The 15,385-nt window shown below is 64.9% G+C and carries 15 protein-coding genes; 4 read left to right on the forward strand and 11 right to left on the reverse strand.

Going from position 1 to position 15,385, the window contains the following annotated elements:
- Nucleotides 1-43: 43 nt before the first annotated feature.
- From boxC to K289_RS0101270, 4 genes are all read right to left on the reverse strand, one after another.
- Entirely contained in the window at nt 44-1,732 is a 1,689-nt protein-coding gene (gene boxC / locus K289_RS0101255; protein ID WP_027549781.1) for a 2,3-epoxybenzoyl-CoA dihydrolase, read from the reverse strand.
- 93 nt (nt 1,733-1,825) lie between these two features.
- Complete coding sequence (locus K289_RS0101260) at nt 1,826-2,374, reverse strand: DUF309 domain-containing protein (protein WP_027549782.1); 549 nt, start codon at nt 2,372-2,374, stop codon at nt 1,826-1,828.
- A gap of 21 nt (nt 2,375-2,395) precedes the next feature.
- The gene (locus K289_RS0101265; protein WP_027549783.1) at nt 2,396-3,214 is read right to left on the reverse strand and encodes an alpha/beta fold hydrolase; all 819 of its coding nucleotides are present in this window, start codon (nt 3,212-3,214) and stop codon (nt 2,396-2,398) included.
- An 85-nt stretch (nt 3,215-3,299) separates the two neighbouring features.
- Nucleotides 3,300-4,841 carry a benzoate-CoA ligase family protein gene (locus tag K289_RS0101270; RefSeq protein ID WP_027549784.1) on the reverse strand — a complete coding sequence of 514 codons (1,542 nt, stop codon included), beginning with the start codon at nt 4,839-4,841 and terminating at the stop codon, nt 3,300-3,302.
- 135 nt (nt 4,842-4,976) lie between these two features.
- Between K289_RS0101270 and K289_RS0101275 the strand changes: the two genes are divergently transcribed.
- Nucleotides 4,977-5,885, forward strand: coding sequence for a helix-turn-helix transcriptional regulator (locus K289_RS0101275; RefSeq protein WP_027549785.1), 909 nt, complete (start codon nt 4,977-4,979; stop codon nt 5,883-5,885).
- 266 nt (nt 5,886-6,151) lie between these two features.
- Entirely contained in the window at nt 6,152-6,547 is a 396-nt protein-coding gene (locus tag K289_RS0101280) for a group II truncated hemoglobin (RefSeq protein WP_027549786.1), read from the forward strand.
- 81 nt (nt 6,548-6,628) lie between these two features.
- Here K289_RS0101280 and K289_RS0101285 read toward each other — a convergent pair whose 3' ends face one another.
- Nucleotides 6,629-6,961, reverse strand: coding sequence for a PRC-barrel domain-containing protein (locus K289_RS0101285; RefSeq protein WP_027549787.1), 333 nt, complete (start codon nt 6,959-6,961; stop codon nt 6,629-6,631).
- A gap of 143 nt (nt 6,962-7,104) precedes the next feature.
- Nucleotides 7,105-7,890, reverse strand: a complete 786-nt coding sequence (locus tag K289_RS0101290) for an IclR family transcriptional regulator C-terminal domain-containing protein (RefSeq protein WP_027549788.1) — start codon at nt 7,888-7,890, stop codon at nt 7,105-7,107.
- Nucleotides 7,891-8,006: 116 nt separating this feature from the next.
- Between K289_RS0101290 and K289_RS0101295 the strand changes: the two genes are divergently transcribed.
- Both K289_RS0101295 and K289_RS0101300 read left to right on the forward strand, forming a co-directional pair.
- The gene (locus K289_RS0101295) at nt 8,007-9,365 is read left to right on the forward strand and encodes an aromatic ring-hydroxylating dioxygenase subunit alpha (protein ID WP_027549789.1); all 1,359 of its coding nucleotides are present in this window, start codon (nt 8,007-8,009) and stop codon (nt 9,363-9,365) included.
- Between the two features lie 202 nt (nt 9,366-9,567).
- Nucleotides 9,568-11,004: a glutamine synthetase family protein gene (locus K289_RS0101300; RefSeq protein ID WP_027549790.1), complete on the forward strand. Its 1,437-nt coding sequence runs from the start codon at nt 9,568-9,570 to the stop codon at nt 11,002-11,004.
- 253 nt (nt 11,005-11,257) lie between these two features.
- Here K289_RS0101300 and K289_RS50135 read toward each other — a convergent pair whose 3' ends face one another.
- The 5 genes from K289_RS50135 to K289_RS0101325 all read right to left on the reverse strand — a co-directional run bounded on the left by K289_RS50135 (nt 11,258) and on the right by K289_RS0101325 (nt 15,119).
- Nucleotides 11,258-11,536, reverse strand: coding sequence for a hypothetical protein (locus K289_RS50135; protein WP_198024648.1), 279 nt, complete (start codon nt 11,534-11,536; stop codon nt 11,258-11,260).
- A 258-nt stretch (nt 11,537-11,794) separates the two neighbouring features.
- A complete protein-coding gene (locus K289_RS0101310; protein ID WP_027549792.1) occupies nt 11,795-12,508 on the reverse strand; it encodes an ABC transporter ATP-binding protein in 714 nt (237 codons plus the stop codon).
- The gene (locus tag K289_RS0101315; RefSeq protein ID WP_027549793.1) at nt 12,501-13,268 is read right to left on the reverse strand and encodes an ABC transporter ATP-binding protein; all 768 of its coding nucleotides are present in this window, start codon (nt 13,266-13,268) and stop codon (nt 12,501-12,503) included. The genes K289_RS0101310 and K289_RS0101315 overlap by 8 nt, the downstream gene beginning before the upstream one ends.
- Complete coding sequence (locus K289_RS0101320; RefSeq protein WP_027549794.1) at nt 13,261-14,205, reverse strand: branched-chain amino acid ABC transporter permease; 945 nt, start codon at nt 14,203-14,205, stop codon at nt 13,261-13,263. Before K289_RS0101320 ends, K289_RS0101315 begins: the two co-directional genes overlap by 8 nt.
- Nucleotides 14,202-15,119 carry a branched-chain amino acid ABC transporter permease gene (locus K289_RS0101325; RefSeq protein WP_027549795.1) on the reverse strand — a complete coding sequence of 306 codons (918 nt, stop codon included), beginning with the start codon at nt 15,117-15,119 and terminating at the stop codon, nt 14,202-14,204. Before K289_RS0101325 ends, K289_RS0101320 begins: the two co-directional genes overlap by 4 nt.
- Between the last annotated feature and the right edge of the window lie 266 nt (nt 15,120-15,385).

The following is a 15,385-nucleotide window of genomic DNA, read 5'->3' on the forward strand; positions in this document are numbered from 1 at the left end:
GTGGATGGCCGGGACAAGCCCGGCCATGACACAGTGAATGTCGTTACACCCGCGTCATATCGAATTTCGGCTTCTGCCCGCTGCCGTAGCGGCGCAGCGCGCCTTCCTCGCCGACGGCGTTAGGGCGCTGGAAGATCCAGTTCTGCCACGCGGTCAGGCGCGCGAAGATCTTCGACTCCATCGTCTCGGGACCCACGAAGCGCAGGCTCGCCTCCATGCCGGTGAGGCTATCGGGCGAGAAGCTCGCGCGCTCCTCCAGGAACACACGAACCTCGTCGTCCCAGTCGATGTCGTCGAGCGCGAAGGTGACGAGGCCGAGCTCCTCGGCCGCCTCGGCGTCGAGAGTCGTGCCGACGGTGGCCTCCGCGCGTTCCACATCGGACGGATCGGCCTGGAAGCGCGAGTCGAGTCGGGTCAGGCCGTGGCTCATCGGATACGGGCCAAAGTTCATGGCAGAGAGCTCGATCGACGGCGGCGGGCGGTTGTCGCCCTGGCGCGCGCCGATCAGCATGTACGAGCGGTCGGCGGCGAAGACGAGCTCGGCGAGCGTGCCGGCAAAGCAGGAGCCGGGCTCGACCAGCGTCACCAGCGTGCGCGAGGTGACGTCGATGCGCTTCAACACGCGCTTCCAGTAGTGGCGGATCTCGTTGACCAGCCAGTGCGCCTTGTTGGCTTCGAGGAAAGTGTCGCAGGCCAGCACATGGGCGCGATCGCCGTGGCTCTTGAACACCAGCATGGCGATCTCGAGCTCGTTGATGCGCAGATGCAGGATGGCGTCGTCGAGCTCGCGCGCGACCTGGAGCGGCCAGAACGAGGCGCCCTGCGCCATCATGCCGTCGATGTCGGCGGGCGGCGCGGCCTCCGGCGCCTTGATCGAGATGGTGGCGATGCGGGCGGCGCGGTCGATATCGACGCTGACGAAGCCGTAGCGGACGCTGTTCTCGTCGATCGTCCGCTTGAGCGGCGTCAGCGCAATGCCCTTGCCGCTGCCGTTGCGCTTCGAGGCGCCAGCGAATTCCTTGGCGCGCTCGGCGATCTTGGCCTCGAGCTTGGAGTTCGGCGCGATCTCGTCGACCAGGCGCCAGGCGACGGCGCGCTTGCCCTTCACGCCCTCCTCGATGGTGCAGAAGAAATCGGCGTGATCGCGGCGCACCTTGCGCTTGTCGACGACGCGGGTGAGACCGCCGGTGCCCGGCAGCACCGCGAGCAGCGGCACTTCAGGCAGCGCGACGGCGGAAGAGCCGTCATCGGCGAGGATGATGTGATCGGTCGCAAGCGCGAGCTCATAGCCGCCGCCGGCGGCGGAGCCGTTCACCACGGTGATGAAGCGCTGGCCGGAATTCTCCGAGGAGTCCTCCATGCCGTTGCGGGTCTCGTTGGTGAACTTGCAGAAGTTGACCTTGTGGGCATGGGTCGAGCCGGCGAGCATGCGGATGTTGGCGCCGGCGCAGAATACGCGGTTCTTGGCCGAGCGCATCAGCACGACCTTCACCTCCGGATGCTCGAAGCGCAGCCGCTGGATCGCGTCGGCCAGCTCGATGTCGACACCGAGATCGTAGGAATTGAGCTTGAGCAGGTAGCCCTCGAACAGGCCGCCGTTCTCGTCGACATCCATGGTCAGCGTCGCGACGTCACCGTCAATTGCGAGCTTCCAGTGCCGGTAGCGGGACGGATCGGTCTGGAAATCGATGAATGTCGCACCGCCTGCGAGGCGACGATCTTCCCCGGCCATGGGCCACCCTTGAGCTTGATTATGAGCCTCGGTCTTTAACCGTTAGATGCACAATAGTGCATCTTTTTAGACCCGTCTAGCCCTTAATCGGCGTTACATGCACTTTGCTTCATAAAGATTTCTCAGCGAGATAGCGCCGAAGGAAATCCAATCGGCCTTGGAAAGCCTCTCGGCGCCGAGCTTGGCCAGAAGCAGCGCGACCAGTGCCGCGACCGGAAAGCGCTCGACAAAGCCGTCACCGACGGGGGCTGCCTTGCGCGAGTTCAACCCGCGCAGTTCGCCGAGCGCATCGCCGAACAGACGCGCGGCCGAATGCAGCCGCTGCATCCGCAGCCGTAAATTGGCATTGGCGACGTGAATGCAGGCGCGCAGCAGGATGCGCTCGCGGCCGCCTTGCGGGGCCGCAGCCCACACCGCTTCCAGCACCTGCTGCGCTTCCCAGAAATAGCCGCGGTCGTTGAGCGCGAGCCCGTAGCGCAGCGCCGGATGGCGCGCCGGCACGTGGCCGCGGAAGGCCGCCGGCACGAGCTCCTTGGCCATGGCGAGCGTCTCGTAGTCGGCATCGACTGCGCCGATCTCGCCCGGCACATAGGCCCATTGCGGCCGCTGCAGCGGGCCGCACGCGGTTAGCGGCACACTCATCGAAAGTGCGCCTCCAACAGATCATGCGGCGCGTCCTTGAAATCCCCAGTCGTCGCGCAGGGCCGCCGTTGCAAATTGTACAATCGCGTCACGCGTCGCTCCCGGCGCTTCACGATGCGGGGAATGCCCCGCGCCTGAAATGACTTTCAAATCTACCGGACAATAACACTCTTCCTGCGCAATCTCGACCTGGTGCAGCGTCCCATATTGATCATCGACGCCTTGCAGGACCAGGACGGGGACCCGGATGTAGGCGAGGTGCTCGGAAATGTCCCAGCAACGGAATTCCGGATCGAGCCAGGCGCCGTTCCAGCCGTAGAAGGCGTTGTCGACATCCTTGTGCCACCGCGCGAGCTTTGTCTTCAGGTCGGTGGTCTCGTAAGCGGTCTTGATTTCGGCGATCGATTTCACCGAGATGTCCTCGACGATGAAATGCGGCGCGATCAGCACGAGGCCGCTGAGGCGATGATCCTGATGCGCGCCGGCATAGATCGCGGCGATCGAGCCGCCATCGGAATGGCCGAGCAAGAGGCCACGCTTGAAGCCGATTGCCTCCAGGATCTTCGGCAGCACATCCATCGCCTCGCGCTGCATGTAGTCGAGCGGCCGCGGCAGCTTCGCCGGGCTCGACTGGCCATAGCCCGCGCGCGAATAGACGAAGATGCCGGCGCCGGTGGCCTGCTGCAGCTTCTCCGGGAAGTCGCCCCACAACCCGACCGAGCCGAGCCCTTCATGCAGCATGACGATGGTCGGCGCGTTCTGATCTTGCGGCGCGAGCCATTTGTATTCGAGGCTGGCGCCGTCGATGGTGAGGAAGCCTGTGGGGGTGAGGTTTGTCATGTTCTTATTCCTGTTCGCTCCGTCCGCACCCTCGCCTGGAGGGGGAGGGTGCGCAGCGGAGCTTGGGCGCGACTGGCCTGCACGCTCAGTTCGTCCCTTCCCGCAACTTGAAGCGCTGAATCTTCCCCGTCGCCGTCTTCGGCAAGGACTCCACCACGTCGATCCAGCGCGGATATTTCCACGGGCCGATCTTCTGCTTGACGTGCTCTTTCAGCATTTCCTGCAAATCCGCCGTCTTGGCGCCGGGGCGCAGCACGACGAAGGCCTTTGGCTTCAACAGGCCTTCCGGATCGGCCTCGGGCACGACGGCGGCCTCCAGCACGGCCGGATGCGTGATCAGCGCGCTCTCGACCTCGAACGGCGAGACCCAGATGCCGGAGACCTTGAACATGTCGTCGGCACGGCCGCAGAAGGTGTAGCGGCCATCGGCATCGCGGACATATTTGTCGCCGGTGCGGGTCCACGGCCCCTCGAAGGTGCGGCGGCTCTTGTGGCGCTGATTCCAATAGCCCTCGCCGGCCGAGGGCGCATCGACCAGGAGCTCGCCGACTTCGCCGTCGGCGACGTCCTGACCCGCTTCGTTGACGAGCCGCACCGCATAGCCCGGCACCGGCTTGCCCGACGAGCCGTATTTGATGTCGCCGGGCGCGTTCGACAGGAAGATGTGCAAGAGCTCGGTCGAGCCGACGCCATCGAGAATGTCGACGCCGAAGCGTGCCTTCCAGCTATTGCCGACGGATTCCGGCAACGCCTCGCCCGCCGAGGTGCAGATACGCAAGGACTTGCCGCCGCGCTCGCTCTTCATCGTCTCGTCGTTCAGCATCGCCGCGAACAGCGTCGGCACGCCGTAGAAGATCGACGGGTTGTAGCGGTTCATCAGGTCGAACATCCGCGCCGGCGTCGGCCGCTCGCTGTTCAGCACCACGCTGGCGCCGACCGACATCGGGAAGGTCAGCGCATTGCCGAGGCCATAGGCGAAAAACAGCTTTGCCGCGGAGAGGCAGACGTCGTTCTCACGGATGCCGAGCACCTGTTTCGCGTAGGTGTCGGCGGTTGCCTGCAGGTTCGAGTGCAGATGACGCACGCCCTTGGGCATGCCGGTCGAGCCCGACGAATAGAGCCAGAACGCCGGCTCGTCGGGATGCGTCGCGGCGGTCGTGAACTGATCGCTCTCGCCCGCGAGCTCTTCAGCGAGCTGCTTGTGGCCGTTCATCTTGGCACCGGACACCACGACATGCTCGAGGTCCGGCATGCGGCCGACGACGTCCTTGATGACGGGATAGAGCGCCTCGGACACGAACAGCACGCGCGCGCGGCAGTCGGCGAGGATGTAGGCGTACTGATCGGCGGTCAGCAGCGTATTGAGCGGTACCGGCACGATGCCGGCGCGGATCGCACCCAGGAACACGATCGGGAAGTCGACCGTGTCCAGCATGATCATCGCCACGCGCTCTTCGCGGCGGACGCCGAGACGGCGCAGCATGTTGGCGGCGCGCCGCGTTTCGCGTTGCAGCTCGCCATAGGTGAGTCGCGAGACGGTGTCGTCGAAGACCAGCTTATTGCCGCGGCCCTGCTCGACGTTACGATCGAGCAGCCAGGTCACCGCGTTATAGGATCCCTCGCTCACGGACTTCTCCCCAGAATTTAGAATTATAATTCATAGAAAGACACGTGACGGCTTGCTGTCAATGCTATCAGGCATTATGTTTCATTAAAATGCGCCGCAGGACCTCCGCTAAAGAAGGCCCATGATCTGTAGTCCATGACCGACAGTCCCGACGCCGAATCCCGATTTCTCGAACAGCTTGGCCAGCGCGTGCGCACCATGCGCGCGCTGCGCGGCATGTCGCGCAAGGTGCTCGCCAAGGTATCGGGAATCTCGGAGCGCTACATCGCGCAGCTCGAAAGCGGCAAGGGCAACGTGTCCATCGTGCTCTTGCGCCGCGTGTCTGACGCGATGGGCGCGCATCTCGAAGATCTGCTTCCTAGCGCCGATCCGACGCCGGATTGGCAGATGTTTCGCGATCTCCTGCGCAAGGCGACGCCTACCCAAATCGCGCAAGCCAAGGATCTGCTTGCCAGCGGCAGCGCATCCGCGCCGCGGCGCGCGCCGTTCTGCGGCATCGCGCTCATCGGCTTGCGCGGCGCCGGCAAGTCCACGCTCGGCAAGATTTTGGCGAAGAAGATCGGCTGGAGCTTCGTCGAGCTCAACAAGGCGATCGAGGAGCAGAACGGGCTTTCGATTGCGGAGATCATCGCACTCTACGGCCAGGAAGGCTTTCGCCGCATGGAGCAGGCGGCGCTGCAACAGCTATTGGCGCGCAACGAGTTGATGGTGCTCGCAACCGGCGGCGGCATCGTCTCGGAGCCTTTGACCTTCGACCAGATCCTGTCGTCGTTCTACACGATCTGGCTGAAGGCCGAGCCCGAGGAGCACATGGCGCGCGTGCGCCGCCAGGGCGATCTGCGCCCGATGGCCGACGACCGCTCCGCGATGACGGAGCTGCGCAACATTCTGCTGAGCCGCGAGCCGCTGTATTCGCGTGCGACGGCGGTGGTGGATACCGCGGGCCTCTCCGTCGACGCCGCCGCCGCCCGCCTGATCGACGCAGTGCGCCCCGTACTCCAGAACGAAGCCCGCAGTTTTGGATTGCGCAGCGTGGCGCTGTAGGCAATCCGCCGCCTCGCTCTCCGCTGCGTTCCCTCCCCCCTTGCGGGGGAGGGCTAGGGAGGGGGGTGCCACACGGCACACTCTGTCCGTTGCGGTGCCGCCTTGCACTGTCGACGACGGATACACCTTTTCCTGGGCTACCCCCTCCCCTGCCCTCCCCCGCAAGGGGGGAGGGAGCAGAGCGGAGCGGACGGCTATGCTTGTGTCCCCTTTCCGTTTCTCGCACGAAGACGATACGAGGAGCTCACAAACATCAGGACTCAGGAATGACCGATAGCGACGCCGCGGTTTCCATGTTCGAGCGGATCGGCGGCAGTGCCACGATCGATCGGCTGGTCGACCGTTTCTACGAACGCATGGATACGCTGCCGGAGGCGAGAGTGATCCGCGCCATGCATGCGGCCGACCTCGGCGACATCAAGGACGTGCTGAAGCGCTATCTCACCGAATGGACCGGGGGCCCTCGGGTCTACTCTGTCGAGAAAGGCCATCCGCGGCTGCGCCAGCGCCACATCGGTTTTGCCATCGGCGATGGGGAACGCGATGCCTGGCTGCTCTGCATGCGCGGCGCGCTGGAGGAGACGGTCGCGGACACCATCGCGCGACGGGACCTCGATCGCGCACTGTCCGGCCTCGCCGACTGGATGCGCAACCGGCAGTGAGAGCGCCGATCAGCGGGGAAAGATCTCGCGGCCGCGACATGGAGCGCGAGGCGGAGAATCAGAACGAATGAATGCGATCGCCTAGATCGACCAGTAATTCGGATGCTGGTAGGGCCGCGAGCGGTCACCCCAGTCGAATTCATCGCCATCGACCTCGCAGGGGCCGCTGCTCAATTGCTCCGGCGTCAGCTCAACCTGGAAGGCCTGACGTCCCGGATCATATTTCAGCGCGCTCCACTGCAGGGGATAATGGTGGTGAGTGCCGAGCAGCCTGCCGGTCTTGATCACGGCATAGGCGACCGTTCCGCTCACTTTATCGAGCATCAATCGCTCGATCGTGCCGAGCTTCGTGCCGTCACAGCCATAGACGGCGACGTGCTCCACGCGATCACTGGGAACCATGGTGTGTTGCATGGCGTGCTCCCTGGTCTTGTGTGGAGCATATTATAGCACAAACGGCAGGAGCGTAGGGTGGGTTAGCGTCAGCGTAACCCACATCTCCGTCGATCCTTGCTGCACAAGTGGTGGGTTACGCGTCGCTAACCCACCCTACACAGCTACAGCAACTGCGACCGCACCGACTCCGCACCCTCCCGCAGCAAGGGCAGAAATCGGTCGAGCAGCTCCTGCGACGGCACGCGATCGACATGGGCGCCCATGTTGATGGCGGCGACGATCACGCCGTCGTAGCGGCGGACGGGAACGGAGATCGAGCGGAAATGCGGCTCGGCCTCGCGGTCGACCAGCGAATAGCCTTGCGCACGGTCGGCGACGATGCGTGCAAGCAGCGCCTTGGGATCGGTCACCGTCTGCGGCGTCAGCGTCTCGCGCTTCATGGCCTTCAGGCGCACAGCGAGGTCGGCATCTTCGAATTGGCCGAGCATGACGCGGCCGACCGAGGTGCAAAACGACGGCAGGCGGTAGCCGATCTCCAGTCCGCCCGAGAACACCCGCGCCGGACCACCACGGGCGATGAACACGACGTCGTCACCATCGAGCACCGCAAGCGAGGAGATTTCCTGCGCCGCGGTCGCGACACGGTCGAGCACGGGCTGAAGCACGGCGACGAGCTGGCTCGACCGCAAATATGAGGCCGCTAGCGTCAGCACATGCGGCGTCAGCGAGAACAGCTTGCCGTCACCGGCAACGAAGCCGCCGCGCTGAAGCGTGAACAGCATCCGGCGCGCCGTGGCGCGCGGCAGCTCGGCGGCGCGGGCGAGATCGCTCAGCGTCATCGGGCCCGCGGTCGTGCCGAAGCACTGAAGCAGGCGCAGGCCACGATCGAGGCTTTCGACGAAATCCGTCGCGCGCTCGTCAGTCTCGCTCCGCTTCAGCTTGGGCATGGGTGTCGGGAGATTCCTGCAAAATAGTGCTTGCTGCCGATCCAAGGCATGTCATAATTCGCCCATTCGTTCAATAGGCGAACACAACGCCCCTCCGGAAAAAGGACGCGACCGCCATGATGAGCCAGGAGCAGAACGACCTGATCACCCGTACCGGGCCGAAGGACCCCTGCGGAAAGCTGATGCGGAGCTACTGGCAGCCGGCGGCGCTGGTCGATGAGCTGAAAGGCGCGCGTCCGATCCGCCCGGTCAAACTGCTCGGCGAAAAACTGGTGCTGTTCCGTGACGAGCAGGGGCGCTACGGGCTGATCGACCGCCACTGCGCGCATCGCGGCGCCGACCTCGCCTTCGGCCGACTCGAACATGGCGGCCTGCGCTGCGCCTTCCATGGCTGGCTGTTCGACGCGACCGGCCAGTGCATCGAGACACCGGCGGAGCCGAAGGACTCGAAGCTCTGCCAAAACATTCGCCAGCGCTCCTATCCCGTGGTGGAGAAGAGCGGCATCCTCTGGGCCTATCTCGGCGAGGGCACCCCGCCCGCCTTTCCGGAGCTCGACTGCTTCGTCGCGCCGGGCACGCACACCTTTGCCTTCAAGGGCCACATGGCCTGCAACTGGCTGCAGGCGCTGGAGGTCGGCATCGATCCCGCGCACGCCTCCTATCTGCACCGCTTCTTCGAGGACGAGGACACCTCCACCGCCTACGGCAAGCAGTTCCGCGGCGCGTCAGCAGGAAGCGACCTGCCGATGACGAAAATCCTGCGCGAATACGACCGCCCGATCATCAATGTCGAGCACACCGAATACGGCCTGCGGCTGATCGCGCTGCGCGAGATCGACGAGGAGCGCACCCATGTGCGGGTGACCAACCAGCTCTTCCCGCACGGTTTCGTCATCCCCATGAGCACGGAGATGACGATCACGCAGTGGCACGTGCCGGTCGACGACGAGAACTGCTACTGGTACGCGATCTTCACCAGCTACACCAACCCGGTCGACAAGCAGAAGATGCGCGACCAGCGCCTCGAGCTCTACGAGCTGCCCGACTACACCTCGCGCAAGAACAAGAGCAACGATTACGGCTTCGATCCGCACGAGCAGGCGACCACGACCTACACCGGCATGGGCACCGACATCAACGTCCACGACCAGTGGGCGGTGGAATCGATGGGCGCGATCCAGGACCGCACCAAGGAGCATCTCGGCCAGAGCGACAAGGCGATCGTGCAATATCGCCGTCTGCTGCGGCAGGAGATCGAGAAGGTCGTGGGCGGCGAGCGGCCGATGCTGTTCTTGGACGAGAGCAAGGCCCGCAGCATCCAGGGGCCGGCCACCATGGACGGCATCGGGCCGACCCAGGGCTGGGAGCTCTACTGGATGGAAGTCGACGTCAAGCGCCGCCGCGGCGCACCCTGGACCGCGCCGGTGCCGAAGGAGATCGAAGGCAAGGTGCACCATTTGACGGCGGCGGAGTGAGGCTCATGGGCGGAACCCGCAGGGTGGGCAAAGGCGCAATGCGCCGTGCCCACCATCCTTCCATGCGGACGACGGGGCGTGGTGGGCACGCTTCGCTTTGCCCACCCTACGGCAGCGGAGCGTGCGTGAAAGCCTATCCTCCGCTCGCAGTGACGGAGCATGTGGCGCATATTTCGCACCCAACGACTGAAGGAGTTCTGGAGTGACTTTCGTCGCGCGTCATGCGCTGTGGTCGGACGAGCAGAGGGACGCGGCGACGCGGCTCTCCCGCATCGTCGAGGAGAAGAACCTCGAGGTCATCCGCCTCGCCTTCCCGGACCAGCACGGCATCTTGCGCGGCAAGACCATCATCGCCTCCGAGGCGATCGCCTCGCTGGAAAGCGGCTGCTCCATCACCACGACAATGCTCGCCAAGGACACCTCGCACCGCACGGTGTTTCCGGTGTTCACCGCCGGCGGCGGGTTCGGCATGAAGGAGATGGAGGGCGCGGCCGACGTGCTGATGGTCGCCGACCCCACCACCTTCCGCGTGCTGCCCTGGGCGCCGGCGACAGGCTGGCTGCTGTGCGATCTCTATTTCAATGATGGCCGCCCCGTGCCGTTCGCAACCCGCGGGCTCTATCGCAAGGCGCTCGATGAGCTCGGCAAGCGCGGCCACGATTTCGTCGCGGGGCTCGAGGTCGAATTCCACATCTTCAAGCTCGACGACGCACATATGCGCGCGGAGGACGCCGGCCAGCCCGGCACGCCGCCCTCGGTGAGCCTGCTCAGCCACGGCTATCAATATCTCACCGAACAGCGCTTCGATCAGATGGAGCCGGTGCTGGAAATCCTGCGCCGCGACATCGTCGCGCTCGGGCTTCCCTTGCGCTCCGTCGAGGTCGAGTTCGGACCGAGCCAGTGCGAATTCACCTTTCAGCCGAAGAAGGGCATGGAGCCCGCCGACAACATGGTGCTGTTCCGCTCTGCCGTGAAGCAGATCGCCCGGCGGCACGGCTATCACGCCACCTTCATGTGCCGGCCGAAGCTGGCCAATTTGTTCGCAAGCGGCTGGCACCTGCACCAATCGATCGTCTCGCGCGCGAGCGGCGAGAACCTGTTCATGGCGAAGGGAGGCGGCGAGCCGCTGAGCGAATTCGGCCGCGCTTATCTTGCGGGTCTGCTCGACCACGCCCGCGCCGCGACCGTGTTCACCACGCCGACCATCAATGGCTACAAGCGCTACCGCTCCTATTCGTTGGCACCGGACCGCGCGATCTGGGGCCGTGACAATCGCGGCGTGATGATCCGCGTTCTCGGCGGAGCGAACGATACGGCCACGCGCCTGGAAAACCGCGTCGGCGAGCCCGCCGCCAATCCCTATCTCTACATGGCCTCGCAGGTTCTTTCCGGCCTCGACGGCGTCGACCGCAAGCTCGATCCGGGTCCGTCGGCCGATACGCCGTACGAGACCAAGGCCCCGCTGCTGCCGAAGTCATTGCGCGATGCGGTCGCTGCGCTCAAGGACGATCCGTTCTTCCGCGAGAAACTGGGCGCCGAGTTCGTCGACTACTACACCCACATCAAGAACGCCGAGATCGACCGCTTCCTCGCCGAGGTCACCGACTGGGAGCACCGCGAATATTTCGAGATGTTTTGATCCCCTCACACCCCCGTGAGACGACTTCGTCCCGCCTGCTCCGACGACATAACTCCCCCCGCCGACGAAACCATTTTCCTGACGCCGCGAAAACCGCCGGAAAGACTGCGGCCTTAGCGTGGGACCAAGTGATCAAACAGTGGAGTTCGATCATGTGGGACCAATTGTTCAGCCTGATTTATCGCCTGTCCTGCCGGACAACCCTGATTGAAATCGGTACGCATCACCTGTCCCGATAGCGGGCGAACGCTATTTAGGTAAGGTGGATTGACCAGATAACGGGGGCTTCCATGCGCAAGCTCATGCTGATCGCCGCAGTGGCGCTTGTTGCGACCCAGGCGAATGCCGGCTCGCGGAGCCTGAGTTTGGCCAGCCAGCCAGCGACCGAGCAGCCGGCCACGCCGGCGGCCCGCACACCGCAGACGACGCAGTCTCTCGCCACGCCACAGCCCACGACCACGCAGACGGCAACGCCGACGTCGACAACGCCAGCCACGACAGCGCCAGCCGCGACGAGTTCAGCCGCACCCACGCAAACCGCGACCACGACCAAGCCGAAGCACCGCGCGCCCTCGGCCGAGTCCCGCGTCGTCCGCGAGCTGCACGCCACGGGATCTATTGGTGAATGGCAGGTAGTCCTCTGCTCCGTCATTGCGAGCGAAGCGAAGCAATCCAGACTGCCTCCGCGGAAAGATACTGGATTGCTTCGCTGCGCTCGCAATGACGAGGCCGCGGCAGCGTCTTCCACGACCGACGCACGCGTGCCGCCCCTCCAGCCGTCAATCGAGATTCAAATCCCGAGATACCGGTGCTGCAGATCCGGTTCGGCCATCAGCTCGTCCGATGTGCCGCTCCACACCGTCTTGCCCCGCTCGATGATGTAGTGGCGGTCGCAGATGCGGGCGAGGTGGTCGACGTTCTTGTCGACCACGAGGATCGACTGGCCGCGCTTCTTCAGCATCGACAGGCAGTTCCATATCTCCTCGCGGATCAGCGGCGCCAGGCCCTCGGTCGCCTCGTCCAGGATCAGGAGCTTCGGGTTGGTCATCAGCGCACGGCCGATCGCGAGCATCTGCTGCTCGCCGCCTGAGAGCTGATTGCCCATGTTGGAGGCGCGCTCGGCGAGCCGCGGAAACAGCGAGTAGATCGCGGCGAGCGTCCAGGGATTGTCGCTGCCGAAGCGATCGGCGGCGGCCGCGACGAGATTTTCGCGCACGTTGAGGTTCGGAAAGATCTGGCGTCCCTCGGGCACCAGTCCGACGCCGAGCTTTGCGATCTTGTAGGACGGGAGCTGCCGCACCTCCGCACCGGCAAAACGGATCGCCCCCGCGCGCGCCGGCGTCAGGCCCATAATGGAGCGGATGGTCGTGGTCTTGCCCATGCCGTTGCGGCCCATCAGCGAGACCATCTCGCCGGGCTTGATGGACAGGGACAGGCCGAACAGCACCTGGGAGAGGCCGTAGCAGGTCTCGATGCCGTCGACGTCGAGCAGCGTGTCAGCCATGGTGCGTCACCACATGCTGGTCGCCGAGATAGGCGCGCTTGACTTCGTCGTTCTGGCGGATCGCGGCCGGATCGCCCGAGGCGATGACGCGGCCATAGACCAGCACCGAGATGCGGTCGGCGAGCGCGAACACCGCCGGCATGTCGTGCTCGACCAGCACGATCGAGACTTCCTTGCGCAGCTCCTGCAGCAGTTTCACCATGCGCTGGGATTCGGTGACGCCCAGGCCCGCCATCGGCTCGTCCAGCAGCAGCAGTTTCGGTTTGCTCGCGAGCGCGACCGCGAGCTCGAGCTCGCGCCGCTCGCCATGGCTGAGCCGGGATACCACGACATCGGCGCGATGGGACAGGCCGACGCGGTCGAGCGCGGCGTGCGCGGCATCGCGCAGTCCTTTCTCCTTGCGCGCATTGGCGAAGAAGCGGAACGACGTGCCGGCATGCGCCTGCGCAGCGAGTGCGACGTTGTCGGCGGCGGTGAAATCGAGCAGCAGCGAGGTGATCTGGAACGAGCGCGCAAGCCCCAGCGCACAGCGGCGATAGGCCGACAGATAGGTGATGTCACGGCCGCCGAGCGAGACCGTGCCGGCGTGTGGGGCAAGATGTCCGGTGAGCTGGCTGATCAGCGTGGTCTTGCCGGCGCCGTTTGGGCCGATGATGGCGTGCAGCTCGCCGGCCGCGACGTCGAGCGAGACGTTATCCGTCGCCGTGATGCCGCCGAAGCGGCGCACCAGCTTTTCGACGCGGAGCAGCGGATCAGCCACGATTGAGCCTCCCGAGCAGGCCCATGATGCCGCCGCGCCCGAACAGCACGATCAGCAGCAAGAGCGGGCCCATGATCAGCGCCCAGTATTCGGTGATCTGCGACAAAAATTCTTCCAGCAGCAGATACACCACCGCGCCCATGACCGGGCCGAACAGCGTGCCCATGCCGCCGAGGATGACCATCACCATGAGATCGCCGGAGCGGGTCCAGTACATCACGGCGGGGCTGACGAAATCGGTGTTGTTGGCGAGCAGCGCGCCAGCGAGCCCGCACATGGTGCCGGCAATGACGAAGCAGACGAGCTGGTAGCGCTTGGCCGGGAAGCCGATCGCCTGCATGCGCTGCTCGTTGGAGCGCAGGCCCTGCACCACGAGGCCGAAGCGCGAATTGACGATGCGCCAGATCAGGAAGATCACGCCGAGGAGGCCGGCGAGGCAGAGATAGTAGAACTGCACGCGGTCCGACAGGTTGATCAGGCCGGAGAAGTCGCTGCGCTTGTAGACCGTGAGACCGTCGTCGCCGCCGTAGCGCGCGAGGCCCGAGGCGACGTAATAGGCCATCTGCGCGAACGCGAGCGTGATCATGATGAAATAGACGCCGCGGGTGCGCAAACTGAGCGCGCCGATCACGAGCGCAAACAGCGCGGAGGCCGCGAGCGCGACCGGAAACTGGACGAAGCCGCTTCCGACGCCTTCCTGCGCCAGAATGCCGACGGCATAGCCGCCGATGCCGAGATAGGCGGCGTGGCCAAAGCTCATCATGCCGCCATAGCCCATGATCAGATTGAGGCTCGCGGCGGCCAGCGCCAGGATGACGATGCGGGTGAACAGCGTCAGGATGAAGATGTTGCCGGACAGCGACGAATAGAGCGGCAGTAGCACGAGGCCCGCCAGCATCAGGGCCGTGACGGCCTTGCTCACGTTCAAACCCTTCATCGACGGCTGGCCGGAAACAGCCCCTCCGGCCGCACCACCAGCACGATCGCCATGAGGAGGTAGATCAGCATGGACGACAGCGCGGGCGCGGCGGTGGAGGCGGCGGCGCCGCTCAGCACCTGCCGCAATAGGTTGGGCAGGAAGGCACGGCCAAGCGTGTCGATCATGCCGACGAAGATCGCGGCGAGGAAGGCGCCGCGGATCGAGCCGATGCCGCCGATCACGATGATGACGAAGGCGAGGATCAGGATGTTCTCGCCCATGCCGATCTGCACCGTGAGGATGGGCGCCTGCATCATGCCGGCAAGGCCTGCGAGCGCGGCGCCCAGGCCGAACACCAGCGTGTAGAGCAGCTTGATGTTGATGCCGAGCGCGCCGATCATCTCGCGGTTGGAGGCGCCGGCCCGGATCAGCATGCCGATGCGTGTGCGCATCACGCCGAGATAGAGCAGCAGCGCCACCAGCAGCGCCACCACGATGATCGCGAGCCGATAGGCCGGATAGTGGATGCCGGGCAGGATCGGCACTGGCACCGTGAGCCAGGCCGGCAGCGGCAGCGCGAGGCCCGCCGGGCCCCAGATCAGTCGCACGGCCTCGTTGAAGAACAGGATCAGGCCGAAGGTCGCCAGCACGTGGTCGAGATGGTCGCGTCCGTACAGATGCCGCAGTGCCGTAACTTCCAGCGCGATGCCGAGCAGCAGTGTCGCGCCGAGCGCCATCAGCGCGCCGAGGACGAAGCTGCCGGTCCACGCCGCGAAGGTCGCGGCGAAATAGGCGCCCATCATGTAGAGCGAGCCGTGTGCGAGGTTGACGAGATCCATGATCCCGAACACCAGCGTCAGGCCGGCGGCGAGCAGGAACAGCAGCAGGCCGAACTGCAATCCGTTCAAGAATTGTTCGACGACGAGCAGCATCAAAACTCTTTCAGGCGCACACAGAGTCGCGCCGATGTTCGAACACGGTCGCCATCAGTGAAAGAGCTCCCCCCGCCTCTTCAAGGCAGAAAAATGGGTAATGGCAGTATCGTTCCGAGGCAAGAGCGATTCTGCGCCAGACATGCACTTTGTTGCAGCTCGATGCCCGCAGCCGAGCAGCCTCGCAAGAAAGTTGCCGCGCGAATGGGTCAAGCTGCCGCACCTACGGCTTCCACGGCGGAGCGATTGGTGGATGTTGAACGGTC

It is taken from the genome of Bradyrhizobium sp. Cp5.3 (genome assembly GCF_000426265.1).
GTDB classification, from domain to species: domain Bacteria; phylum Pseudomonadota; class Alphaproteobacteria; order Rhizobiales; family Xanthobacteraceae; genus Bradyrhizobium; species Bradyrhizobium neotropicale.